This window comes from Sporosarcina jiandibaonis, from assembly GCF_013184495.1.
Taxonomy (GTDB): Bacteria; Bacillota; Bacilli; order Bacillales_A; family Planococcaceae; genus Sporosarcina; species Sporosarcina jiandibaonis.
In genome coordinates, this window is the sequence record NZ_JAAOIY010000007.1 from 1 (window position 1) to 26,084 (window position 26,084).

Consider the following 26,084-nt stretch of genomic DNA (forward strand, 5'->3'; position numbering starts at 1 on the left):
ATCAAGAAGACAATGGAATCTTAAAAAGATGACTCCGATTGAATATCGAAGTCATCTCATAGCTGCCTAATTAGCAGCGGGTATTTTATTAAACTGTCCGAAATTTAGGGCGCAGTTCAACGGAGAGCCGCTCTTTTATTAGGATTCCGCCGAAATTTCAATGCTATCTTGGGCTTCTTCCTCTTCATGTTTCAAAACTTCTAAATACAGTATGTGATGTCCATCCATATCTTTAATCATAAATTCGAAGCCTTGTTCAATAATCTTTTCACCTTTCATTGCTTCGAACCGTTCAGTCATAAACCAACCGCCAATAGTATCGATATCTTCTTCGTCAATTGAAATTCCAAGAATTCCATTAACCTCTTCAATGAGTAATTTGGCATCGAATATATAATGATTTTCTCCGACTTTTTGAACTTCAGGAACTTCATCTGTATCGAACTCATCGCGAATATCCCCAACAATTTCTTCTAAGATATCTTCAATCGTGACCAGCCCGGATGTTCCGCCGTATTCATCCATAAGCACTGCCATATGGATTCTTTCACGTTGAATCTTCAGCAGCAAATCGCCGATAGGAATCGTTTCAATGACGCTAATTATTGGTTGCATATGATGGACTACAGATTGATTGCCTGCTGTAGGATCTTTAATAAACTCGGTTAATAAATTTTTCATATTTATAAGGCCGATAATATGGTCTTTATCGCCATCTGTCACAGGATAGCGCGTGAATTGTTCGACACCGGACATGTCAAATACTTGACTCAATGTCATATCTTTTTCGATGGTCATCATTTCTGTTCGAGGAACCATGATTTCTTTGGCTACACGATCATCGAATTCAAATATTTTATTTACATATTTATATTCGGCTTGGTTAATTTCGCCGCCTTTTAAACTATCGGATAAAATCAATCGCAATTCGTCTTCGGTATGCGCTACGTCTGAATCTGAAATCGATTTGAATCCTAATAACTTTAGAATAAAACGGGCAGAGCCGTTCATTCCTTTAATAACTGGATACATTATATGAAAAAACAATATGAGCGGTTTAGCGAATGATAGCGCTATTTCCTCCGCTTTTTGAATCGCTATCGTTTTGGGGGCCAATTCGCCAATAACAACATGCAAGAATGTGACGAATGTAAAGGCGATGATGAAAGAAAGGATGCTTGCTGCACTTGGCGACGTATCAAAATAAATGAAGATTGGCTTTAACATCAGCTTTACGGTCGGTTCCCCGAGCATACCTAGACCGAGAGCGGTAATTGTTATCCCTAATTGACATGCTGATAAATATTCATCTAAATTGCTTATTACTCTTTTAGCATTCATTGCTTTTGGGTGACCTTCAGCAACGAGCTGGTTGATTCGCGTAGTCCTTATCTTCACAATTGCAAATTCACTCGCCACGAAAAATGCGGTGAGGGCGATCAAGACAGCAAACGCTGTCAATCGTATGGCAATTTCCAAATAGTTACTTCGTTCCTAACCCGAATGAGGGGTAGAACAAAGTGTACACCTCCTGTAGTGGTAAAATAGTTAGTTAAGTCTATGGTAAATTATTTATAGGAAAAACACAATTAGATATGCTTATTTGGCTGTGAAAATAGGAAGATATTATTTTCTCATTTAATTCTTATATGCAGCATAGATTAAAATTAAAGAAAAAGTTGACTTTAATTTCAAAAAGTATTGACATATTAGAATTGACAGTGTTAATCTGAAATTAATCGAAAACTTTCGAAAACCGAAATAGAAAGGGAGGTGCGGACAATGATTAACATAAAAAATGTGAAAAGAATAAATTTAATAGTAATACCGTGCCTAGCCGATTTCTGTTAATTTCCACCTGATTAATCGAGCGGAATGGCATATCTGCCGTTCCTTTATGATGAGCACACGCTTACTCTAGGAGGCGTGCGCTCTTTTTTATTTATCAGAAATCGGAAAAATCAATTAGAGAACTCAGGAAGTGGGTCGATTCATTTATGTTTTCAGTTCTATTTAAATTAAAATGGTTTTTTAAAGAAAATCGGAAGCGGTACACGATTGCACTCATATTGTTGATGATTACGAATGTACTTGTCATTCTTCCGCCTTGGCTAATCGGGGAAGCAATCGATTCAATTTATCAGCAAACATTGACAGCGAAACTGTTGGCCGGATTTATCGGAGCCATGCTTTTGATCATGACAGTAAATTATGTATGCAACTTCGTATGGCAATTTCAGTTATTCGGCGGGGCATATGTGATTGAAAGACAACTCCGAGGGAATTTGATGGGTCATTTCTTAAAAATGACGCCGACGTTTTATGAGAAGAACAAGACAGGCGATTTAATGGCGAGATCGACGAATGATCTCCGAGCAATTTCTCAAACGGCAGGCTTCGGGATTATGACGCTTGTCGATTCAACCGCGTATCTATTCACATTGGTCTTAACGATGGGCTTTCTTGTCTCGTGGAAGTTGACGCTTGCCGCTATTCTTCCGCTTCCGATATTGGCATTTATCATGCAGTATTTGGGAAAGAAAATTCATGAAAGATATATGGTCGCGCAAAAGTCATTTGGTGATTTAAACGATAATGTGCTTGAGGCGGTAGCGGGCGTGCGTGTCGTTCGAGCTTTTGTCCAAGAGCGTTCAAGCGAAAAGAAATTCGCAGACATGACGGAAGATGTATATAAAAAGAACATGCATGTAGAAAAAATAGATGCGATGTTCATGCCGATTTCCAAAATATTAACAGGCCTTACCTATATGATCGGGCTCGGTTACGGTGCATACCTTGTTTCGGAAGGGGTTATGACACTCGGGAAGCTTGTTACGTTTAACGTTTATCTTTCAATGATTGTCTGGCCGATGTTCGCGATCGGGGAATTAATAAACGTCATGCAACGCGGGAATGCGTCGCTTGACCGAGTGACTGAGACGCTTAATTATGAGGAAGATGTCAAAGATCCCGTTGCACCGGCCGCTATTTCGAATCCGGAAAGCATCGGATTCCGTGATGTTGTCTTTACTTATCCAACGTCGCAAACTGTTAACTTGGACAATATTCAGCTTCAATTAGACAGGGGAAATACACTCGGGATTGTAGGAAAGACCGGCAGCGGGAAGACGACGTTTGTTAAACAGCTGCTGAGAGAATATCCCGCTGGATCCGGTGAAATTGCTTTTTCTGGAGTAGGCTTACAAGCACTGACTAAAAATCAAGTAAGAGATTGGATTGGGTATGTCCCGCAAGATCACGTACTATTTTCTCGGTCAGTTCGAGATAACATCTTGTTTGGACGACCGGATGCTACGGAAGGGGATATTGCTGAGACAATTCGGCTTTCCTACTTTGAAAAAGATTTGGAAATGCTTCCTGACGGATTGGATACGCTTGTCGGGGAAAAAGGAATCGCTTTATCTGGAGGACAGAAACAACGGATTTCAATCGCGCGTGCACTTGTGAAGAATCCAGAAATACTAATATTGGATGATTCGCTTTCAGCGGTGGATGCAAAAACAGAAGCGAAAATCATTGAAAATATTCAAGCGGAACGAAAAGGGAAGACGACAATCATTACAACGCATCGTTTGTCCGCAATCCAACATGCAAACTGGATTATTGTGCTTGATGATGGGCGTATTGTCGAAGAAGGAACGCATGAAGAGTTACTAGAACTAGACGGCTGGTACAAAGAACAATTCGACCGCCAACAAATCAGGGAGGTTGATTAATATGGGTACCGGGAAAAGATTACTCCATTACGCACTGGAATATAAAAAGTTGCTAATCGCAGGAATTGTCCTCCTTGGATTTGCAGTAACTGCGGATCTGATGGGGCCGATGATTGCGAAGAAAATTATTGATGAACATATCGCAGGTGCTGTAGACGGAGGCATTGATTTTGCCCCGATTGCAAAATTATTGGCAGTCTTTTTTGGTCTTGCAGTCCTGACGGCGATATTAAGGTATTTCCAATATTTATTATTACAAAAAGCTGCGAATCGAGTCATTCAAAAAATGCGAAATGACTTATATGAGCATATTCAAACTTTGCCCATTCGATATTTTGATAACTTGCCTGCCGGAAAAGTTGTCGCGCGAATCACGAATGATACAGAAGCCATTCGAAATTTGTATGTAACGGTGCTCTCGCAATTTGCAATTAGCGGTATGTATATTACAGGAATCTTTGTGGCTTTATTTTATTTAGACCCGAAGATGGGCGCGATTACATTGTTCGTGTTGCCGATTCTATATATATGGATGAAGACTTACCGGAAGTTTGCATCGAAAGTGAACCATATCATTCGAAGCAAAGTGAGTGATATGAACGCGATGATTAATGAATCAATTAACGGGATGACTATTATTCAAGCATTTCGTCGCGAGAAACAAATGGAAGAGGAATTTAAAGAACTCAATGATGAACATTTCCGATACCAAAATAAATTATTGAAAGTGGAAGCCGCGACATCATACAACTTAGTTGACGTTATCCGCTCCCTGACATTTGTTATTTTCATTTGGTATTTCGGTGGCGCATCATTATCGGCGGAAAGTGTCATTACAGTCGGGATGCTTTATGCATTTGTAGACTATATTACACGACTGTTCAATCCGGTTACGGGTATCGTCAACCAATTTGCGCAGCTTGAACATTCGCTCGTTGCCGCTGAACGTGTATTTCGATTACTTGACCGGGAAGGAGAGCCGGTTAGTGATAAGAAGGTTGCTAGATATCGTGGAAATGTCCGTTTTGAAAAAGTTTGGTTTGCTTATAATGAAGAAGAATATGTGTTAAAAGATATTTCTTTTGAAGCAAAGCAAGGGGAGACCGTCGCGTTAGTAGGTCATACTGGATCGGGAAAAAGCTCCATTATGAACTTGCTGTTTCGGTTTTACGATATTTCAAAAGGAACCATTACAATTGATGGGATGAACATCAACGACATGCCACGGCAAACAGTTCGTGATTATATGGGGATTGTTTTACAAGACCCTTATTTATTCAGCGGTACCGTGGAATCGAATATATCACTTGGAGATTCTCGAATCACGCGTGAAAAAGTACAGCAATCTCTGGACGCGGTGGGCGGGGATCGAATCTTAAAGCATCTGCCAAATGGGATTGACGAAGAAGTAGTTGAGAAAGGAAGCACGCTTTCTTCAGGACAACGTCAATTGATTTCATTTGCACGAGCACTTGCATTCGATCCAGCGATTTTAATTCTAGATGAAGCAACATCCAACATCGATACAGAAACAGAAGAAATTATCCAACATGCGATGGACGTATTGAAAAAAGGGCGAACAACATTTATCATCGCCCATCGACTCTCAACAATTAAAAACGCAGATCGGATATTAGTATTAGACCGCGGCGAGATTGTTGAAAAAGGCACACACGATGAATTGGTCACTATGGGTGGACAATACGCTCAAATGTATAAGCTGCAAGCCGGAAACTCCTCTCAAGCAGAATTTAGCTGAGAGGAGTTGTTCCTCTTTATTTTTCTGTTGTAAAAAAGGTATCTAAATAGAAAAACAGACTCCTCATTCAATAGAAACCTCAGATTCTTTCTGAAACGGCTTTATTTCCATGGTCCAATCACAAGTCTAAAGTGGGTACCGCTATAGAATGCTGATGGTTTCGCTTCAGGTATTCGAAGCATACTTTATGTAAGATTGTACATTGCTCGTTCAAAATACTAGAGAAGGGAAGTGTATGTCTGCTTTTCTTATGACTGCAGTCACGAGTTTCAGCAGGCCAAAACGTAATGAAATCATTGACATCTTATTTGCCAGAATCTGTTTTAGTACAAATATTGGAAACTGCATTTCAGTGGTTCGTTGTCGTTGACAAAGAATCTAGAATAATCTACATAAATGAAGGGTATTGCAAGTTTTTAGAAGTGAGTCGGCAGGAAGCGATTGGCAAACCTGTAAATGATGTAATTGAAAATACCCGAATGCACGAAGTAATTGAAACTGGCATTGAGCATATTGCTTCTCCGCACTTTATTAAAGGAACCTATATGTTAGCAAACAGAGTTCCGTTGGTTGTGGGAAATGAAATTGTTGGAGCTTTTGGAAGTGTTGTTTTTCGGGACCTCAATGATTGGCATAATCTTAGTACACATGTTAAAAAAACAATGGAAAAAATACACTTTGGTTCTGTCGCATCCGATAATCTATCTTATCGGTTAGAAGATATAAGAGGTTCTTCTAAAGCCATTAGATCTATAAAAGAAACGATTCGAATGATTGCACCGAGTGATCTTCCTGTACTTATTGAAGGCGAAAGTGGCACGGGGAAGGAGTTGTTCGCGCAAAGTATTCACTATTTATCAAATCGGTCGGATAAGCCTTTTATAAAGGTGAACTGTGCGGCTATTCCACCCGAATTACTAGAAGCCGAATTATTTGGTTCGACTAGTGTAAGCGAAAGGTACACTGATCAAGAAGAACAAAAAGGAAGGATTTATTTAGCGGATGGTGGAACTTTGTTTTTGGATGACATTGGTGATATGCCGTTGCCTGTGCAAATCAAATTATTGCGTTTTTTAAACGAGGGAGAAAATGAATCGACTGATAAAGGGCAATCAAAAGCAATTAATGTACGACTCATTGTAGCTTCGAATCAACCGTTAACGAAACTTGTCGAGTTGGGAAAGTTACGAGAGGATCTTTACTACAGAATTCAAACGATTACGCTGCAAGTGCCTCCTCTTCGTGAAAGAATGGAAGACCTTCCAGACATTACGAATTATATTTTCCATGACGCTTTAATGAGAGTAGGTAAAAGAAATCTTGAATTCGCTCCGCAAACAATGAACTACTTGCAAACTTACCATTGGCCGGGGAATGTTCGTGAATTGCAAAATGTTATTCAAGCAGCGGTTTATTTATCGACTGGTGAAACAATTGAACCGAATGCATTGCCGCAACAACTAAAAGAAAAACAAGAAATCGACACAACGAATCCTAGGCCATTAGCGGAAATAATGGAGGAAGTTGAGAGAAGAATACTGTATGAAACATTGCTTCATCATCCAAAAAAACTAGAAGCGGCGACAATTCTAGGACTAAGTAGAAGTACTCTTTATGAAAAAATTAAAAAATATGACTTATGACCTGGATTCCGAAATATCGGACGAGCTGTCCGTATTTTCGGACAAATAATGAGCGATGCATACAGTTTAAATTAAATATTCAGAAAACCAGTCCGATATTTCGGACTGATTTTTTATTAATCCAATAAAGTCCGTCAAATAGCGATTTGCAACATCTTTTAAAGTCTGTTTTAATACATTAAAGAGCTATTATTTTAAAGATTCTAATTTATCCATTAGGGGGGATTGCATATTTTTCCGCAGTAGAGGCAGCGTACGTTAATGGTAGGCGGTTTTGGTCTCGTAGGTATTCCAGAGCAGTTGATTCTTGCACTAGTTTCAAAAGGTGTTAAAGATTTGACCGTCATTTAAATAATTGCGGGGTTCCAGCGTTTTTCACACTTGCAGGAGTAGGGACAACAGTTGCGGACGGTAAGAAAATTCGCCAGTTCGGTGGGAAAGAATATGTTTTGAGGAAGCTTTACCTGCTGAGTGGCAGTAATTCGTACTGCGAAAGCCTGATTCACTTGGAAACCTAATCTATAATAAGACGGCCTAAAACTTCAATCCGATGATGGCGACAGCTGGAAAAATTACGATTGCAGGAGTGGAGGAAATTGTTAATAACAGAGAATTAAATCCTGAAACCATTCATACAACTAGTATATATGTGTAAGGGTTGTTTAAAGCACCTCAAGAAAAACGGATTGAACGGCTATCGATTCATTCTTAATAAATGAAAGGGGACTGATTAGAATCATGTAGCGAATTATTAGGGAGAGAGCTTAATAGAAGTAACGCCAAACGGATAGACGTCATTAATTCGACGGATGCAAATCTCATTGTAAAAGATTTAAACGAATACTTATAAAAAAATAATTAATATGGGGGGAAGGATTTTATGGGAGTATTAGGTATGGTTGGTCTCATTGGAGGTTTGGTATTGCTCATCTATTTGACAATGAGAGGGGTTAATATCTTAATAGTTGGACCTGTTTCAGCATTATTTGTTGCGATATTTAGTGGAATGCCGTTATTCGGACAACTTGCAGCAGAAGGAGAGGCTAACTTTATTACGAGTTATATGACTGGATTTACCGGGTTTATTATGTCGTGGTATATGATGTTCTTACTTGGCGCTGTATTCGGTAAAGTAATGGAAGATAGCGGGGCAGCAGATGCAGTAGCCAAATGGACTGTAGATAAATTAGGCATGAAATTTGCTGTTTTAGCAATCGTTGCCGCATGTGCAATCTTAACATATGGCGGTGTAAGCTTGTTCGTCGTCGCCTTTTCAGTCTATCCTATGGCAATTTCATTGTTCAAACAAGCTAATTTACCGAGAAGATTTATCCCGGCTACACTCGCACTTGGGTCTGTTACATTCACGATGACATCAGCGGGATCTCCGGAAATACAAAACTGGATTCCAATCGAGTTTTTGGGGACGAGCCCTTGGGCTGGCTGGCAAGTTAGTTTAATAGTCGCTGTATTCATGGCTGTGTTTGGATATTGGTGGCTAAAACGAATGATTACGAAAGCGACAAATAAAGGGGAACGTTTTATTGATAGAGAAACGGATCCGGCATTCGATACGTCTCGCGAATTACCGAATCCATTCTTATCTATGATTCCACTCGTAGTTGTATTAGGTATTTCATTTACGTTACACAAATCTCTTGCACAATCTGCATTGATTGTTGCACTCCTTGGCGGAATTATAGCGGCATATGTTGTAGGACGCAAATACTCAGATGATTTCGGAAAGGCTGTATCGGCTGGTACGTTAGGTGCAATTATCGCCATTGGAAATACTGCTGCTGTTGTAGGATTTGGAGGAGTGGCAAAGAATGTTAATGCATTCCAAATGGCCGTAGACGCGATGACAAGCATTCCCGGCTCTCCATTAATTGGTGCTGCAATCGCGGTCTCAGTCATCGCTGGGATGACAGGATCAGCTTCAGGCGGACAAGCGATTGCATTGCCGTTACTAGCCCCACACTATGTAGACATGGGTGTAGATCCAGAAGCATTGCACCGTGTTGCGGCCATTTCATCCGGGGCACTCGATTCGCTCCCGCATAACGGTTATGTTGTCACTACAATCCAATCGATTGCGGGTGAAACTCATAAAGCAGCGTATGGGGCAGTCGGTGCTGTTACCGTAATAGTGCCTGCAATCGGCGTTGTTATCGCTATTGTTCTGTTCACACTTGGTATGTAACTTTGATAGATTAAAATCTGCCTTTTGGTGGCTTTGTTAGTAAATAGGAGGAGACGTCATGGTCAAGGAAAGAGTACTTTTTATTACCGGCGCTGCGCAAGGAATCGGGTTTGAAATCGCCAAAGACTTTTCAAAGGCCGGTGCGAAAGTTGTTCTCACAGATATGAATGAAGAAAAAGTGAAAGCGGCAGCTGAAACCCTTGGGAAGGATGCAGTCGGACTAAAATGTGATGTAACGTCAGAACTTGAATTGCAACAAGCAATAGATGACGCCATCGATAGGTTTGGCCAGATTGATATTTTGATTAACAATGCAGGGATGCAATATGTCGCCTTACTTGAAAATTTCCCGACTGAAACATTTGAACGATTGATAAAAGTCATGCTGACTGCTCCTTTTATTGCAACGAAGCTCGTCCTTCCGCATATGAGGAAAAATAACTTTGGCCGTATTATCAATATGGCGTCGATCAATGGATTAGTTGGATTTGCAGGGAAAGCTGCATACAATTCAGCGAAACATGGCGTGATCGGTTTAACGAAAGTAGCCGCATTAGAAACAGCAGAAGCTGGAATTACAGTTAATGCCATTTGTCCGGGATATGCAGATACGCCACTTGTGCGCAATCAATTGCAAGATTTAGCAAAAACGAGAAAGGTTCCGATCGAGTCTGTACTTGAAGACGTAATCTATCCATTAGTTCCACAAAAACGTCTACTCGATGTGAAAGAAATTTCAAATCTTGCATTGTATTTAGCAAGCGAAAAGGCGAAAGGGATGACGGGTCAAGCCGTTGTACTAGATGGTGGGTATACAGTACAGTAAGTAGGTATGAGAAGATAGTTTAGCCGAAAATTAATAATCGAAGAGGAAATAATAACCCCTTGTCTTTTTTTGGAAGACAAGGGATTTATTATTTTCACAACTTTTAATTTTCAGCTGGAAATATTGTTGGTTGCTTCTTTATTCGAACTTCCCGAGTTGCAAGAAAACAGTTGGTTAGTACAGCCAAATATTTATTACTTAGTTTATTGAAAAAACATCCTATCGACCCCATTGTAAAACAATTAGGTAAGACGTATATTTAGAGTAACGAAGTACTTTGGGGGAAAGTGGGTGTATTATGGGGAAATGGTTTGCGGATTGGAAGAAGAAAGTTTCTGCGTTTAATAGAAACGTTAAATTGTTCATGCTTGCAAACGTGCTCATTTCAATTGGAATGGGTGTTTTTATGGTTATGTATAATCTGTATATAAAAGAGCTCGGCATGCCGGAAACAATAAACGGTAAAGTTATCTCGATGACGGCGCTGGCTTCTGCGATCATGCTTATTCCTGCTGGATTCTTGAGTGATAGATTCGGCCGGAAATGGATGATTATCGGCGGGGCGGTATGTGGCGCGATGACGTTGTTCTATCGAAGTATAACGGTTTTAGAAACGCCGATTATTTATGCAGCCTTTTTAACCGGTATTTTTATGGCGTTCGTCCAAGTTTCTGGTGTTCCGTTTCTTGCGGAAAACACAAAACCTAAAGAACGTGTTCATATGTTTAGTTTGCATTTCGCTTTAATGACGGTTGCGAATGTCATTGGAAGTTTATTTGGCGGTGTTTTATCAGATGTTCTTCAAGTCGCCTTATCGCTCGGCGCAGTAGAATCAATCCGTTGGGCTTTACTAATCGGTGCGATCACTTTCACGATTGGGCTTATCCCGCTGTTCAAACTGCAGAATAAGAATCCAGTGCCTATTGTCGTAAAAGAAGTCGTTGACAAACAAAAACCTAAGATTGACGATAGTTTAAAAAGAAACCTCATTCTAATTTTTCATTTCTCGTTTGCAAGTCTGCTCATCGGACTCGGATCGGGATTAGTTATTCCGTACTTGAATTTGTATTTCGCAAATCGTTTCGATACATCAAATTCATTCATCGGTCTGATTTTGTCGTTAGGCTCAGGAATGACGGCAGTTGCCATGCTCATCGGACCTTTGTTAGTGAAGAAAGTCGGGAAAGTGAAAGCTTTAATATTATTCCAAATCGTATCCATACCATTTTTGATATTAACAGCTTACACGACATCTCTACTACTTGCTTCTATCGGGTTTTTGGTGCGACAAGCATTGATGAATGCAGGGAATCCGATTCAAAGCGCAGTCGCAATGGAAATCGTATCAGACAAATATAAAGGCCTTGCAAATTCTATCAATCAAACAGTCTTTCAGCTTGGATGGGCTACCATGGGACCGATTGCAGCGGGACTTGTCATTTCATTTGGTTCTTATTGGGGTTATGCATATGCATTCAGCATAACTGGTGTCTTATATGTGATTTCATCAACGTATTATTATTTTATTTTTGGAAGAAGAAAATTATCAGAGGAATAAACCAATTCTGGTAGACATTTAAACCTGGTATCTAGGTATTGATCACCTTTAGTAAGCAGCAACTTTGTATTTTACAGAAAAATAAAAAAGACCCGAAAGGATCTTTTTTATTCAACATATATTTTGATAACCAACCATGATAGTACATGAATTATTCATATACATGAAAAGTCATTAATTCATGAATCATCTTCTTAATATTTTCCTCATCAGGCGGTGTTTCACCGAGCCATTTAATATTGCCATCCGGTAAATATTCGCCAGTATACCTGACGCTCTTAAAGAAAAAGGCGAATGTCCAGCCAGGCAGTTGCGTGTTTTCGAACATTGGTTTATAGCTAAAATGTTGTAGCATATTAGCACCCCTCTCATAAGGCGCAACCGTATCGCATAAAATTGGGAAAGACATGCGAAAGGATGCTGACTTGTTTATTGATAAATTGAAGCAGTCCATTGAGGACGAATTCAAAGATTACCACTTTTATAGATCGATGTATCAATTGACAGATGATCCACTGTGGCGGGATTTCATCAAACATGCGTATGAAGATGAAAAAAGTCATTATGAAATGTTTCAACAACTCTATTATATGCTTACGGGCAGGTTTGTACAAAACCCGAAGAAAAGATTGCCTTGTTATAATTTAAAAGATTGTGCCAAACAAGCACTTCTAGGCGAATTAGAAGGAGTGGAAACCTATAAGTTGATGTTATTGTCGATTCCGATCCAACAAGCGTATAATCCGTTATTCATCGCCATGCATGATGAAATGGAGCATGCGATTCGATTTTCAACGATGTATAATGCTTTATAAAGATGCGACAAATTTTTCCGTTTGCTTTACATCTGTTATAATCAGGGCGTAACGAAACGGAAAAAGGTGAAGCGATTGGATTTTATATGGACACTATTATTTATGGCATTTATCGGAGCGCTTATAGGTGGCTTTACAAACCATTTAGCCATTAAAATGCTTTTTAGGCCGCACGCGGCTAAGTATATCGGCTCTTGGCGAGTACCGTTTACGCCTGGGCTTATTCCGAAGCGACGAGACGAACTGGCGAGGCAATTTGGAAAAACGGTAACGGACTATCTCTTGACACCAGAAACGTTTAAAAAGAAATTATTAACGCCGGACATGGAAGAGAAGGCAGAGAAATTTCTTCAACAAAAAATAGAGGAACATGTTTTACATTCTGACAAAACTTTGAATGAATGGTTGGAAGTTGCAGGCGCGACTGCTGTTTCGGAAAAAATCGAACGAAAAGTTATCGAGTTGGTCGATGATCGTCTTCTGTTAGTTCGTACCAAACTCACAACAGGTACAGTTGGAGATTTACTTCCGGAAAAATGGCGGTTGGAAGCAGAAGAGCGAATTCCGCAAATAACGACCTATATTTTGAAACAATCGGAGCAGTATTTCGAGTCTGATGAAGGAAAAGCAATGTTTCGCAAGTTGATCGATGATTTTCTTGCGTCAAAAGGAACACTAGGAAGCATGGTGAATATGTTTTTCGGGGAATCAGAATCACTTGTGGGGAAAGTACAACGTGAGGCCTTAAAATTCATTGCTGCTCCTGGCACTTATAATCTTGTCAATACGATTATTTTAAATGAATGGGAAAAACTGCAAAAACGTCCGGTTAACGAACTGCTTGCGGGTTTTGATTGGGACGGACTGTTTGGGTCGATTAAGGGGTATGTGAAAAAAGAATTGGCGATTGAATCCCGTCTTGATAAGACATTACATGATTATTGGCCTGAAGGTTCAAATTGGACAGCTAGTCATATCACACCGACTATAATTCAATTCGCTTTCGGGCAAGTTGATAAACAATTAGAAAAATCGCTACGCAAATTAAAAATAGATGATATGGTTAGAGAGCAGGTCGATTCATTTCCAGTGGAAGTGTTGGAAGATCTTGTACTAGGCATTTCGAGACGTGAATTCAAAATGATCACAGTTTTAGGTGCGGTGTTAGGCGGCGCGATTGGAATTGTACAAGGTTTAATCGTATTTGCGACGAATCTTACTTAGGAGGAATTACACATGACTGTAAACATTTACGATGATTTAAACAGATTGGAAGCGACTTTCAGAAAAACGACTGAGTTTTCAGAGGTTCAACAAGCGGTTCAGGTAGTTAAGGCGGACGAAGAGGCATTAGCGTTGTTCAAAAACTTCCGTAAAATCCAAATGGATCTGCAAGAAAAACAAATGTCCGGAGAAGAAGTAGAAGCCGATGAGCTCGAGTACGCGCAGAAAACAGCACAACTCGCTCAGTCAAACGAAAAAATCATGGCAATGCTTGAAGCTGAAATGAAGTTAAGCGGGTTAATCGAAGAAGTTAACCGTGTGCTGATGAAACCAGTTCAAGAAATATACGAATCGATCTAAAGTAAAACCGGCAGGTCGGTTTTTCTTTTTAAAACCGGCTTAGGTCGGTTTTTATTTTTGTCTTTTTTCATGAAGAAAACGTGCATTCCTCCATTTAGGGCGATACAATTAGGGACTAGAAAATAGAAAGTTGGGAAATGCCATGCAAAAAATTAAAGTTGAAAATACATTTGCGCAGGATTGGATTCGTATGTTTGCGCATCTTGCGAATCTCTTCTTTGAACAATGCGAAATTATTACCGAAGATGCAGAAAATGCAAGCAAGGTGGAATTCGTATTTAAGGAACTTGAAGGAAATAAACTTCATGCTAAAGCAGTTTTGACTTTTGAAGGGAAAGACTACGAGGCAACGTTTTCGGAAGTTGAAGCAGATGGTGATGCAAAAGTAAAATCTCGTCAATTAAAGAGAATTTATTCGCATGTGTTTTTGGAAGTTCTTGAACAGGCAACTGGAATGAAACAGTCTTGGGGAATTTTAACGGGAATCAGACCGATGAAGTTATACCATAAGTATCGTCGGGAAGGACTGAGTTCCGAAGAGGCAATTGAAGAGATCATGGAAAATTATCGGGTCTCTCGTGAAAAAGGAGAACTGTTAGCAAAAATTGCAGCGATCCAACTTCGCTCAGTTCCAGATCTATATGATCTGGGAGATGAAGTGAGCATTTATATCGGGATTCCTTTCTGTCCAACAAAATGTGCTTATTGCACGTTTCCGGCTTATGCGATTCGCCGAAAAAGCGGCCGCGTAGAGTCGTTTTTGGATGGCTTGCACGAAGAGATTCGTGAAATGGGAAAATGGCTTACAGAAAAAGATATGAAAATAACGACGATTTATTTCGGCGGCGGAACGCCAACTTCTATCGAAGCTGAAGAGATGGATGAACTGTACAAAACGATGTACGAGTCTTTTCCGAATATGGACACTGTTAGAGAGATTACCGTAGAAGCGGGGCGTCCCGATACCATTACACCGGAGAAAATAGATGTGTTGAAAAAATGGGGCATTGATCGAATAAGCGTTAATCCGCAGTCCTATACGGATGAAACGCTGAAGGCGATTGGTCGCCACCACACAGTCCAAGAAACGGTGGATAAGTTTTGGTTGTCGCGAAATATGGGCATGAAAAATATCAATATGGACCTGATTATTGGCTTGCCAAATGAGGGTATGGAGGAATTTGAACATTCGCTTGCGGAAACGGAAAAAATGCAACCTGAATCTTTAACCATCCATACATTATCTTTCAAACGAGCATCTGAAATGTCGCAAAATCGGAATAAGTATAAAGTGGCGGACCGGAAAACGGTGGAACAAATGATGAAGCTCGGGGAAGAATGGAACGAGAAAAATGGTTATGACCCGTATTATTTATATCGCCAAAAAAACATTTTAGGTAACCTAGAAAACGTAGGCTATGCGAAACCTGGTGAGGAAAGCATTTATAATATCGTCATTATGGAAGAGGTACAAACAATTATAGGTGTTGGATGCGGAGCCTCTAGCAAGTTTATCGACCGCGACACGGGACGCATTAAACAGTTTTATAACCCGAAAGATCCGGCGGCTTATATATTGACGTATGAAGAGTCGATCAATAAGAAATTGGCGTTTCTTGACGGAGTTTTTCCTGAAGCTGTCAAAAAATAAAGGACTTTCAATGAAAGAGTCGAATATGAATAAGTGAATAGTTATTCATTTCTTTGAAAGAGGTGGCAGTTATTTTGTATAAAACAGTGGAATTAAAAACGGAGGGGCGTCTTGCCCGTCTGACATTGAACAGACCGGCATCCATGAACGCAATGGATGGAATCATGATGAAAGAACTGGCAGATGTGTTTGAGTCGTTGAAAAAGAACGATACTGTGCAAGTTTTGTTAATTAACGGTGCTGGCCGTGCATTTTCTGCAGGCGGAGACATCAAAGCGATGCTCGATCCGGACAATCCTATGGAAATCGGCGATATCATGGGGGATGTTTCACGACTAGCTTACGCTCTTTACACATTGCCTCAAATCACGGTTGCAGTCGTCCACGGCGCGGCGGCGGGGCTAGGGTTAAGTGTCGTCCTTGGCTGTGATTACATAATCGCAGAAGAAGACGCTAAAATTGCGATGAATTTTATCGGCATCGGATTAGTGCCAGATGGAGCGGGTCATTTCTTCTTGAAAGAGCGTGTTGGCGTACCAAGAGCGAAGAATCTTATTTGGTCGGGGCAAGTGTTGAATGGAGAAATAGCACATAGTCAAGGACTAGTTGATGAGGTAGTTGCTGAAGGGAAGGCAGCCGAGCACGGGGAAGCATGGGCCAATAAGTTGCTTGCTTCACCAATTGCCGCAATGATTGCGACTAAGAAAATCTTGCATGAACAGAAAACAAAAGAACTTGAACGCGTTTTGGAAATGGAAAGCGAAGCCCAACAAGCGATGCGGAGTACGGAAGATCACTTGGAAGGTATTCAGGCATTCGTGGAAAAACGGAAGCCGGTGTTTAAGGGGAAGTAATGAATCAACGGATTTCTATTATAATAGAGCGAAAAAAAATGCCAAGCACTTACTTAATATCTCATTAAGTAGGTGCTTGGCATTTTCTATTTATACTTTTCAGCTGTTTCACGCCATGAAAAATAACCTTTTTCTATGGCACGGATTAATAATTCAGCAGTAGCAATATTTGTTGCTAGCGGGATGCCGTATACATCGCAAAGTCTGAGCAAGGCGCTTACATCTGGCTCGTGGGGCTGTGCAGTTAGCGGGTCCCGAAAGAAAATGATTAAATCTAACTCTCCCGTCGCAATCATCGCGCCGATTTGTTGGTCGCCTCCCAAAGGCCCGGACATTAATCTATTGATTGAAAGATTCGTTTCAGCCATTATTCTTTTTCCAGTTGTACCTGTTGCGTATAATTCAAATTCGGAAAAAATCGGTTCATAAGCAATTGTAAAGTTTACCATTTCATCTTTCTTTTCATCATGTGCGATTAACGCGATTTTCATTTGAGCACCTCTTTTTTATGAATGGAATAAAAGTAATTTTCCTGATGGTGAAGCTAAACGGTGTGTTGTTTCAAGTAGTTTTTTCCCTTCAAGGATTATCTGACCTTTTTCTATCGCATCTTCATCGGTTGCCGCTTCTAACGACTCGTCTATAATGATTTTTCCTTTTGGTTCATATGCTGTCAATTTATATGTTTTCATCTAAATCCCCTCCATATGTATATTGTTTAGTATACTACGAAAGTTCGAAAAAAGAAATTTGTAAAGCGTGCTTGACATATAATGTTAAAGTAAAGTAACCTTTACGTAAAGGTTACTTTACTGAAGGTTGATTAGAAAGGGGGAGTATCGAACTGAAAAACTTGATTAAGGAAAAGCGGACAGCACGTGGATTGACTCAAGATGAGCTTGCTGAAAAATTGGAAGTTTCACGGCAAACGATTATCTCCCTTGAAAGAGGAAGATATAATCCATCTCTTCTCCTCGCGTTTAAAATTGCGAAGTTATTCGATTGTCTAATTGAAGATGTATTCACACCTGAGGAGGAATAAGTATGTACGAAAGGTTTGATAATAAATGAAACTTCAGGGGGATAGATTCGTATAGTTAAAAAGGGGACAGAGGAAAGGGGTAATAAAATGGCTTTACATCTTGAACATGTAACGAAAAAATTCGGTGATTTCACCGCTGTCGATGATTTATCATTATCGGTCGGAGATGGAACGATGTACGGATTTCTCGGCGCGAACGGTGCAGGCAAAACGACAACATTCCGGATGATTCTAGGGTTGTTGAACGCTACTGACGGTCGGATCACTTGGAATACTGACCCAATTAACTACAAAACAAGTCCTGAAATTGGCTATTTGCCCGAAGAACGCGGGTTATATCCCAAAATGAAAGTGGATGAGCAACTCATTTTTCTAGGGCAATTGCGCGGAATGAATAAATCAGATGCAAAAGCGGCCTTGCAAAAATGGCTCGATCGCATGGAAATTCCTCATTATGCAAATAAAAAGGTTGAGGAACTCTCCAAAGGAAATCAACAAAAAATCCAGGTTATCGCATCCCTTCTTCATAATCCGAAATTATTAATCTTAGACGAACCGTTCTCGGGACTAGATCCAGTGAACGTTGAATTATTGAAAGAAGCGATTCTCGAGTTTCGAAACAACGGTGCGACGATTGTTTTCTCGAGTCACCGGATGGATCATGTCGAGGAACTATGTGAGGAGTTAAGTATTATTCATCATGGCAGGCAAATTGTCAGCGGGACGCTTCGTGAGGTAAAGCAATCATTCGGAAAGCAGAATGTCCGCATCAATTCGGATAATGATCTATCGAAGCTAGATTCGATTTCAGGCGTGACTTCGGTGAGCAGATCGATTGAAGGTGCCGTTTATCAAGTCGAATCAGAGCATATCGCCAACACCCTTCTAATTGCAGCACTAGAATCGGGTCCGATTCGCCACTTCGCAATTGAAGAACCATCGCTTCAAGACATCTTTATCGAAAAGGTGGGAAAAGCTCATGCGTGAATTTATGATTATTTTTAAGCAAGCCTTTGTGACGAAAGGAAAGACTAAATCATTTATTCTAACGACAGCAATAATGATCGCAGCTGTATTTTTATTTGCAAATATGATTTCGATCATTGATTCCGTTAAGGAAATGACTGGTGGAATCGAAGATGAACTCTATGTTGTTGATGAAAGCGGTGAACTGAGTGATTCGTTGAAAGAGAAGTTGGATGCTACGAATAGCGGCATCGTTGTTAAAACAACGAATGAATCAGAAAAAGCCTTAACAGAAAAAGTTTCGAGTGAAGAAATAAACTCATTCCTCATAATTGGATTGGATACAGAGAACACGATCCAAGCAAACTACACCTCGTTGAGTGCACTTGATTTCGGCCGTTCCGCGATGATTATGGAAGCTTTGCAGTCAATCCAATCGGAACTGAAAGCAGAGCAGCTATCGCTTTCGGCAGAACAACTGCAAACATTATTTTCTCCTATTCATTTTGAGCAACATTCAGTTTCGACCACGACGAAGTCTGAGGAAGAGTTGAGTGAGGCGCGAGGACTCGTTTATATACTTGTATTCCTGATTTACTTTACCGTTATTTTTTATTCAAACATGATTGCTACTGAAGTCGCAACGGAGAAATCATCTCGTGTAATGGAAATTCTTATATCAAGCATTTCTCCGGTTAAGCATATGTTTGCCAAGGTTTTAGGAATCGGATCGCTCGGTCTCGTCCAAATGATGCTTTTAGGGATTGCTGGATTCATAGCAGTGAAAACATCTGCTTCGAATATGGTAGAAGGGGTTACCTCTTTTTTCGGATTTTCAAATTTAAGCATTTCTACCATCGTTTTCGCGGTCATCTTCTTTTTGCTGGGCTATTTCTTATATGCAACGGTCGCCGCGCTTTTGGGATCACTCGTTAGCCGAACAGAAGACGTGCAACAGGCGATAATGCCGATCATGATTCTAGTGATTTTGGCGTTCATGATTGCGATGCCTGGACTTACAAATCCGGAACTTGTTTTTCTTAAATATGCATCCTATGTACCGTTTTTTGCGCCGCTCGTCATGTTTTTGCGCGTCGGCATGTTGGATTTACCACTATGGGAACCGTTACTGTCCATTGCGATTATGCTCGTGACAATTTCCATTTTAGGCGTTTTCGGTGCTCGTGTTTACAGGGGCGGCGTACTCATGTATGGTCCTTCGCGTTCATTGAAAGATATCAAAAAAGCGATTCAGCTAGGAAAAGAATAAAATGTAAAATAAGACTTCCAAAACTTCGCGAAGTCTTATTTTTTGTGGTAAAATAGGAACAAGTATTCGTTTTTAGAAGGAGGGGTTAATTTGTCGATGATTCGTTTTCTTCATGCTGCTGATTTACATTTAGATAGTCCGTTTAAAGGGATGACGGGGATGCAGGCAGATCAGTTGGCAAGTTTGCGCAATAGTACTTTTAAAGCGTTTGAACGACTGATTGAGCACGCACTTTATTCAAAACCGGATTTCGTTCTTATTGTCGGGGATATCTATGACGGAGAAGATCGAAGTTTGCGAGCGCAGTTGAAATTCCAAGAGGGCATGGAAAAACTTAACGAGGCGCATATTCCTGTAGTAATGTCATATGGGAATCATGATCATTTAGGCGGAAGATGGACAAGATTCGAATTGCCGCAGAATGTCCACGTACTTTCGGGAAACGTTGAACAAATCGAGCTCAATATTCGCGGTGAACAAGTGAGTGTTTACGGTTTTAGTTATAATGAGCGCCATGTCAGGGAATCGATGATTAGGAATTACCCTGTTGCGGAAAACGGAACGGGATTTCATATCGGCATGCTGCATGGGAGTTTGGCTGGGGATGAAACGCATGCGGTTTATGCCCCGTTTACAAAAGAGGAATTACTGCAAAAGCATTATGACTATTGGGCGCTCGGTCATATTCATTTACGCCAGCAACTGCACTCGGAGCCACCAATCGTATATCCAGGAAATATTCAAGGGCGACATCGGAATGAGCGCGGTGTAAAAGGGTTCTATGAAGTGAGCCTTTCGAAAACCGAATCGGCACTTAACTTCATCCAGACGTCTGAAATAGTCTTCGAGCGGATCGATATATCGTGTACAGGAATTCGCCATGCAAATGAATGGATAGAAATCTGCAAGGAATCGATAGACTCTTTTGAAGAAGAACATGGCTCAGGAATAATTGAACTAACGATGACTGATGTAGACCAGGAAACAGCTGCTATGTTCAATCAAACACCCGTTGAAGAGTGGCTCGATGTACTTCGTGAAGTGACCCGAGAACGAGAATCATTTGTCTGGGTACAATCCCTATCATTCGAAAAAAAATACGCGGTGACAGCCGCAGGGGCATTAGAACAGTCTGTATTTAGTATGATAGACGGTTGGAATGATGAGGAATGGAAAGAGATTTTAAATGATGTCTACCAACACACGCGCGGCGTGAAGTATTTACCTATTTTAAGTGAAAATGACATAGAGGAAGTAAAAGAGAAAGCTAAGGCGATCATGGCAAATGAGGTGGCTTTATGAAGATTGAAAAGTTGCTTATTTATGGGTTCGGCAAACATGAAAATGTCTCGATCAATTTTAGTTCCGACTTGAATATTGTGTATGGCTTGAATGAAGCCGGAAAAACGACCATCCAACAGTTCATTCTTCATGTTTTATTTGGTTTTCCGCAAAGAAATAGCGGTTCATTACGCTATGAGCCTAAATCAGGCGGGAAGTACGGTGGCCAAATTCAGTTAGTAGATCAGCTTTATGGACGCTGCACGATTGAACGCATCCGAGGGAAATCTTCAGGGGATGTCAAGGTTCATTTTGAAGATGGGACAACAGGCGGGGAAGAGGAATTAAAAGTTCTTTTAAGACATTATAATCGCGCTTCATTTGAATCGATTTTTTCATTTTCCTTGCTTCAATTGCAAAGTTTCGAAAAAATGGATGAAGATGAGCTAAGCCGAACCTTATTGGCCTCGGGGACGACAGGTGTTGATAGCCTGATTCAACTTGAAAAACGAATGGAAACGGAAATGGGCGAGTTGTTTAAAAAGTCGGGAAGGGTTCCAAAAATGAACCTTAAAATGAAAGAGCTCCGCGAACTTGAAGTTTCCCTAAAAGAAGAACAAGAAAAAGTGGAAGAATATGCGCCGTCCATTTCCAGAATCCACGAAATTGAAGAACAACTAGCTTCACTGCGAAATCAGGACAGCAATCATCGCAAACAACTGGAACAGCTTGCACTTCACCGACAACGATTGCCATTACAACTGAAAATGGAAGCCCTCCAACAACAATTAGAGCGGCTTGGAAGAACAAGTTTCCCTGCAGACGGTATACGCCGTCTGGAGTCGACAACTGGTAAATTAATTGAAGCGAAAGCGGCTAAACATAGAATTGAACAAGAGATTGCAGAGTTGAGTACGCGCTTGCCGAAAAACAATCACGATGACCAACTATCTAAGATCGACGGCTTATTAGCGAAAGAGTCAGAGTGGCACGGATGGCGTTCTACCAAAACTTCCTTAAGCGATGAGATACGCCGTTTAGAAAGTTTGAAACAACGATTGCTTGATCGGCTCGGGATTAAAAGTGATGATGGTTATCAAATCATAATCGAAGCAGATGTTTCTCTTCGTAAAGAAGAAGAAATGCACGAACTTCTAAATGAATTAACGAGGTTGAACAACCAAATCGACTTTGCTGAAAAACAGTATGCGATGGTAGAAAACGAGGCGGAACAAGTGCATGCGCAACTTGAGTCATTGCCGACACCATCCGTTGAAGAACTCAAACAAGCCGAAGAATGGCCAAAAATTCAGCAACAATTAGCTGAGGCCAAGGCATATATATCGTTTAATAAACACGCTGAAAAAGAGAGTAAATCAAAGTTACTTCCGGTAGGATTGTTATTGATTGCTATCGCGTTTGTCGGCTACGGGATAATCCAGCAGCAATGGTATTCTGTTATTTTAGGTGCGATTATTGGTGGAATCGGTACATTCATGTATTCTAAAAAGGGCGATTCCGATGATTCAAAGCTCGCCGAAATGGAAAGCTTTGTTTCTGCTCACGCCCATAAAGAACTGGAAATGAAACAACTATCGGACCGAATTGAATTTCATGCACGTGAAAAGAATCGAATTGAAGAAGCTATTCATGCACTTAGGTTAAAAGCTGAAACAATTAAATCAGAGCTCGATCGTTTGTCTAGCCAAAGGCGTCAAACTGAGGTGCGTTTTGATGAATTCATTGGCGCATATGGTTTTGACGGACTTCCATCTCCAGGAATTATTCCGGAGTTATTTCGCATGATCCGAGAAGTGCAAGAAATTGGTCGAGAAATGAAAGACGCCATTCAACTGCAGAGTTCTATTAAAGCAAAGCTAGATCACCGACATGAAGACATTCAACATGTTTTGCAATCAGCCGTTTCGGCGGATAGTTTATATGAGGTGTTGCGCAATACTTTTATTCAGTTGAAAGAAAAAGTCGAAACAAAAAAATCGCTAAAGATAAGAATTGAACGAATTAAGCCTTCTTTAGTCGAAACAAATGAACTGATTGATTCACTCGAAGCAAACTTGCAAGCGCTGTTGAAAGAAGCTGGTGCCGAAACGGAAGAGGACTTTTACAGGGCTTATGATCTTCACCAAGAAGCAATCCGGTTAAAAGAACAGGTAGCGGCGTTAGAATCGCAAATTACAGCAAGCGGTCCGGGATATTTTGAAGAACGGATAACAGAAAATGAAATTGTAACTAAAATGACCTATCATGAGACTGAGTTGTCGATAATCGCGGATGAAGTCCATTCGTTAATTAATGAAAAAGCGGCACTTGTGAATAAAACAGAAAAACTGCTAACAGACGAAACATATGGTCAGTTACTTCAACTCTTTGAAATTAAGAAAGCAGAACTTGCGGAGCTTGCAAAAGAATGGTCTGCGAGAAAAGCAATTAGCGAAGCCATCAATCGAACGATGATGGAATTAAAAGAAAAGAAATTACCAGAAGTTCTTCAGCATGCAGAGCAGCTGTTTAAAGAGCTGACGGATGGTAAGTATACTGCGCTTATTATAACGGAAAAAGGGACATTCGAAGTTCTATCAGGAAATGGCATGCGGTATCCAATTATTGAACTTAGCCAGGCGACGAAAGAACAAGCATATATATCATTGCGACTAGCACTGGCGGCATCGATTTTAGAAACAGCTCCATTCCCGATTATCATGGATGATCCATTTGTTCACTTTGACGAAGAGCGACTATCGCGTATGATGAAATTAGTAGAATCTGCACGGGCTCATCAATTTATTTATTTTACATGTCATAAAAAAATGAAAGATCATTGGGTGGATGCTACAATAATTAACGTTTCAGAAATTGGAAGCGAACAGGGGGCGGTTGTTTAATGAAGAAGTTACTCGACTACAAAGTAGGCGAAACAATAGATCTTTATCTATTGATCAAGCAGTCTACTAAAGGTGTTACAACCCAAGGAAGTCCATTTATGACCCTTATTTTGCAAGATAAAAGCGGGGACTTGGAAGCGAAGTTATGGGATACGACGGATGAGCATATGAAACTATACCCTGCGTCAACAATCGTTAAAGTAGGCGCAGATATTCATGAATATCGCGGGAAAAATCAATTGCGTATTAAAAGTATACGCCCAATTAAAGAAACAGAAAATGTGACGATTTCTGATCTTGTACCTTCAGCCGCAAAAAGTAAAGAAGTATTGCATGAAGAGCTGATGGCGTTTTTCTTTGAAATGGAAAACCCGAAAATACAACGGATTACGCGTCATTTATTGAAAAAACATGAAGCGGCGTTTTTGACATACCCGGCTGCAACTAGAAATCACCACGACTACGTTTCTGGATTAATCGACCATGTTGTTTCAATGTTGAAATTGGGAAAATCGTTGGCCGAATTATACCCGTCCTTGAATAAGGATTTATTGTATGCTGGAATTATTCTGCATGATATTGGTAAAGTGATTGAACTATCCGGACCTGTCGGGACGCAATATACGCTTGAAGGAAATCTGATCGGACATATTTCAATTATGGTCAATGAAATTTCAAAAGCGGCAGATGAACTTGAAGTTACGGGAGAAGAAGTCATGCTCTTGCAACATATGGTCTTATCCCATCACGGAAAAGAAGAATGGGGCAGCCCGAAACGTCCGATGTTAAAAGAAGCGGAAATCCTTCACTACATCGATAATATCGATGCGAAAATGAATATGTTGGACCGCGCACTTGGCAAGACGAAACCCGGGGAGTTTTCTGAACGAATTTTCCCGCTTGATAATCGTTCGTTTTATAAGCCGACATTTGAGTGAAAAAATGCATAATAAGATAATAAAAAGGCTATCCACATTGGATAGCCTTTTTGAATGAAGTCTTATTTTTCGGTTCCTTGCCAGTTTTCAAGTACTGATTTAAACGTTTCGTCTTTCAAGTCAACATCGACTTTTTTTACAAGGTTAGAAAGTTTCTCTTCAAACAATTGTTTCTGAAGCCCGTTTTCAATACCTGGTTTCAACTCTTCATATGTTTCCTTAAGTTCCACTTCACGTGTTTCAGTAACTTCGATAACATGGTAGCCGAAGCTTGTTTTAACAGGTTCACTCAGTTCATTTTCTGGAAGGTCAAATGCCGCATCTTCAAACTCTGGAACCATTTTTCCAGGACCGAACCATCCCAAGTCTCCACCGGTTTCTTTCGCGACAGGTTCAGTCGAATATTCTTTGGCAAGTTCAGTGAAATCTCCGCCATCTTTTAATTTTGCAATGACTTCATTAGCAGTTTTCTCGTCATCTACTAGAATATGACGAGCATGTATTTCTTTTTTCATTTTCTCGTATTCTTCTTTAATTTGTTCCTCTGGCACTTCATCTAAAGATTCAATTAATTTTTCATTAAGTACTTTCATTTCGACCTGTTGTTCAAAAAACTCTTCTGTCCAGTTTTGTTGTTTAAGAAATGCTTCGAAGTTCTCGCCATAGTTTTCTTTTTGCTCATCAATTGCATCTTTTAATTCTTTATCGGAAACATTGTATTCGTTAGAAATTGCTTTTTTAAGTAATAAATTTTCAAAGGCTTGAGCACCTACAGACCCCTTCATCTCATTGTATAAATCAGCTTTAGTTACATTTCCAGCTTTTGTTGAAGCAATGATTTCATTGTCTGTAGCATTTTTATCGCTACATGCGGAAAGTGCAACAATAGAAGCGGTTAATGTTAGTGCAAGCATTGTTTTTCTCATATGTAATCTCCCCTAAATTTAATGTGCAACAGTTGATACTATACCATAAATTCAGACTTAAAACAAAAAGTGCTGTCGGTTATTTGCCTACGAACCCTTACAGGGTGTGCATACGATAAAGAGAGAGA

22 protein-coding genes and 1 pseudogene are annotated in these 26,084 nt (G+C 40.2%); 18 read left to right on the plus strand and 5 right to left on the minus strand.

Annotation, left to right across the window (positions count from 1 at the left end):
• Positions 1–138: 138 nt before the first annotated feature.
• A complete protein-coding gene (locus tag G8782_RS15590) occupies positions 139–1,479 on the minus strand; it encodes a hemolysin family protein (RefSeq protein ID WP_246231712.1) in 1,341 nt (446 codons plus the stop codon).
• Positions 1,480–1,997: 518 nt separating this feature from the next.
• Between G8782_RS15590 and G8782_RS15595 the strand changes: the two genes are divergently transcribed.
• The 7 genes and pseudogenes from G8782_RS15595 to G8782_RS15625 all read left to right on the plus strand — a co-directional run bounded on the left by G8782_RS15595 (position 1,998) and on the right by G8782_RS15625 (position 11,726).
• Complete coding sequence (locus G8782_RS15595; protein ID WP_172372903.1) at positions 1,998–3,737, plus strand: ABC transporter ATP-binding protein; 1,740 nt, start codon at positions 1,998–2,000, stop codon at positions 3,735–3,737.
• Position 3,738: 1 nt separating this feature from the next.
• Positions 3,739–5,496 carry an ABC transporter ATP-binding protein gene (locus G8782_RS15600; protein WP_172372905.1) on the plus strand — a complete coding sequence of 586 codons (1,758 nt, stop codon included), beginning with the start codon at positions 3,739–3,741 and terminating at the stop codon, positions 5,494–5,496.
• Positions 5,497–5,783: 287 nt separating this feature from the next.
• Positions 5,784–7,139, plus strand: a complete 1,356-nt coding sequence (locus tag G8782_RS15605; RefSeq protein WP_172372907.1) for a sigma-54 interaction domain-containing protein — start codon at positions 5,784–5,786, stop codon at positions 7,137–7,139.
• Positions 7,140–7,394: 255 nt separating this feature from the next.
• Positions 7,395–7,794, plus strand: a pseudogene (locus G8782_RS15610) (CoA transferase subunit A); the annotation flags it as partial.
• A 225-nt stretch (positions 7,795–8,019) separates the two neighbouring features.
• Complete coding sequence (locus G8782_RS15615; protein ID WP_246231713.1) at positions 8,020–9,342, plus strand: GntP family permease; 1,323 nt, start codon at positions 8,020–8,022, stop codon at positions 9,340–9,342.
• A 58-nt stretch (positions 9,343–9,400) separates the two neighbouring features.
• Complete coding sequence (locus G8782_RS15620) at positions 9,401–10,168, plus strand: 3-hydroxybutyrate dehydrogenase (protein WP_172372909.1); 768 nt, start codon at positions 9,401–9,403, stop codon at positions 10,166–10,168.
• A gap of 298 nt (positions 10,169–10,466) precedes the next feature.
• Positions 10,467–11,726 carry an MFS transporter gene (locus G8782_RS15625; RefSeq protein ID WP_172372911.1) on the plus strand — a complete coding sequence of 420 codons (1,260 nt, stop codon included), beginning with the start codon at positions 10,467–10,469 and terminating at the stop codon, positions 11,724–11,726.
• Between the two features lie 151 nt (positions 11,727–11,877).
• On the opposite strand, the gene G8782_RS15630 is transcribed toward G8782_RS15625, so the two are convergent.
• Positions 11,878–12,081 carry a YheE family protein gene (locus G8782_RS15630; RefSeq protein ID WP_172372913.1) on the minus strand — a complete coding sequence of 68 codons (204 nt, stop codon included), beginning with the start codon at positions 12,079–12,081 and terminating at the stop codon, positions 11,878–11,880.
• Between the two features lie 70 nt (positions 12,082–12,151).
• Here G8782_RS15630 and G8782_RS15635 point away from each other — a divergent pair, with 70 nt between their 5' ends.
• From G8782_RS15635 to G8782_RS15655, 5 genes are all read left to right on the plus strand, one after another.
• On the plus strand, positions 12,152–12,541 hold the full coding sequence (locus tag G8782_RS15635; RefSeq protein WP_172372915.1) for a ferritin-like domain-containing protein: 390 nt from the start codon (positions 12,152–12,154) through the stop codon (positions 12,539–12,541).
• 66 nt (positions 12,542–12,607) lie between these two features.
• Positions 12,608–13,765: a DUF445 domain-containing protein gene (locus G8782_RS15640; RefSeq protein ID WP_343035080.1), complete on the plus strand. Its 1,158-nt coding sequence runs from the start codon at positions 12,608–12,610 to the stop codon at positions 13,763–13,765.
• Positions 13,766–13,777: 12 nt separating this feature from the next.
• The gene (locus G8782_RS15645) at positions 13,778–14,125 is read left to right on the plus strand and encodes a YlbF/YmcA family competence regulator (RefSeq protein WP_172372919.1); all 348 of its coding nucleotides are present in this window, start codon (positions 13,778–13,780) and stop codon (positions 14,123–14,125) included.
• Positions 14,126–14,267: 142 nt separating this feature from the next.
• Positions 14,268–15,776 (plus strand): coproporphyrinogen III oxidase, encoded by a 1,509-nt coding sequence (locus tag G8782_RS15650; RefSeq protein WP_172372921.1) that lies wholly within the window; start codon positions 14,268–14,270, stop codon positions 15,774–15,776.
• Positions 15,777–15,847: 71 nt separating this feature from the next.
• Positions 15,848–16,630: an enoyl-CoA hydratase gene (locus G8782_RS15655; RefSeq protein WP_172373167.1), complete on the plus strand. Its 783-nt coding sequence runs from the start codon at positions 15,848–15,850 to the stop codon at positions 16,628–16,630.
• A gap of 86 nt (positions 16,631–16,716) precedes the next feature.
• On the opposite strand, the gene mgsA is transcribed toward G8782_RS15655, so the two are convergent.
• Together mgsA and G8782_RS15665 are read right to left on the minus strand one after the other, a co-directional pair.
• Positions 16,717–17,121: a methylglyoxal synthase gene (mgsA, locus tag G8782_RS15660; RefSeq protein WP_172372923.1), complete on the minus strand. Its 405-nt coding sequence runs from the start codon at positions 17,119–17,121 to the stop codon at positions 16,717–16,719.
• A 15-nt stretch (positions 17,122–17,136) separates the two neighbouring features.
• A complete protein-coding gene (locus tag G8782_RS15665; RefSeq protein WP_172372925.1) occupies positions 17,137–17,322 on the minus strand; it encodes a YhzD family protein in 186 nt (61 codons plus the stop codon).
• A 152-nt stretch (positions 17,323–17,474) separates the two neighbouring features.
• Here G8782_RS15665 and G8782_RS15670 point away from each other — a divergent pair, with 152 nt between their 5' ends.
• The 6 genes from G8782_RS15670 (at position 17,475) to yhaM (ending at position 25,030) form a co-directional block, all read left to right on the plus strand.
• Positions 17,475–17,672: a helix-turn-helix transcriptional regulator gene (locus G8782_RS15670; RefSeq protein ID WP_172373168.1), complete on the plus strand. Its 198-nt coding sequence runs from the start codon at positions 17,475–17,477 to the stop codon at positions 17,670–17,672.
• Between the two features lie 87 nt (positions 17,673–17,759).
• On the plus strand, positions 17,760–18,659 hold the full coding sequence (locus G8782_RS15675) for an ABC transporter ATP-binding protein (protein WP_172372927.1): 900 nt from the start codon (positions 17,760–17,762) through the stop codon (positions 18,657–18,659).
• On the plus strand, positions 18,652–19,908 hold the full coding sequence (locus G8782_RS15680) for an ABC transporter permease (protein WP_172372929.1): 1,257 nt from the start codon (positions 18,652–18,654) through the stop codon (positions 19,906–19,908). Before G8782_RS15675 ends, G8782_RS15680 begins: the two co-directional genes overlap by 8 nt.
• A gap of 96 nt (positions 19,909–20,004) precedes the next feature.
• Positions 20,005–21,210, plus strand: coding sequence for a metallophosphoesterase family protein (locus tag G8782_RS15685; protein ID WP_343035085.1), 1,206 nt, complete (start codon positions 20,005–20,007; stop codon positions 21,208–21,210).
• On the plus strand, positions 21,207–24,092 hold the full coding sequence (locus G8782_RS15690) for an ATP-binding protein (RefSeq protein ID WP_172372933.1): 2,886 nt from the start codon (positions 21,207–21,209) through the stop codon (positions 24,090–24,092). The genes G8782_RS15685 and G8782_RS15690 overlap by 4 nt, the downstream gene beginning before the upstream one ends.
• Positions 24,092–25,030 (plus strand): 3'-5' exoribonuclease YhaM, encoded by a 939-nt coding sequence (yhaM, locus tag G8782_RS15695; RefSeq protein ID WP_172372935.1) that lies wholly within the window; start codon positions 24,092–24,094, stop codon positions 25,028–25,030. The genes G8782_RS15690 and yhaM overlap by 1 nt, the downstream gene beginning before the upstream one ends.
• 62 nt (positions 25,031–25,092) lie before the next feature.
• Here yhaM and G8782_RS15700 read toward each other — a convergent pair whose 3' ends face one another.
• Positions 25,093–25,956: a peptidylprolyl isomerase gene (locus G8782_RS15700; protein WP_172372937.1), complete on the minus strand. Its 864-nt coding sequence runs from the start codon at positions 25,954–25,956 to the stop codon at positions 25,093–25,095.
• Positions 25,957–26,084 lie beyond the last annotated feature (128 nt).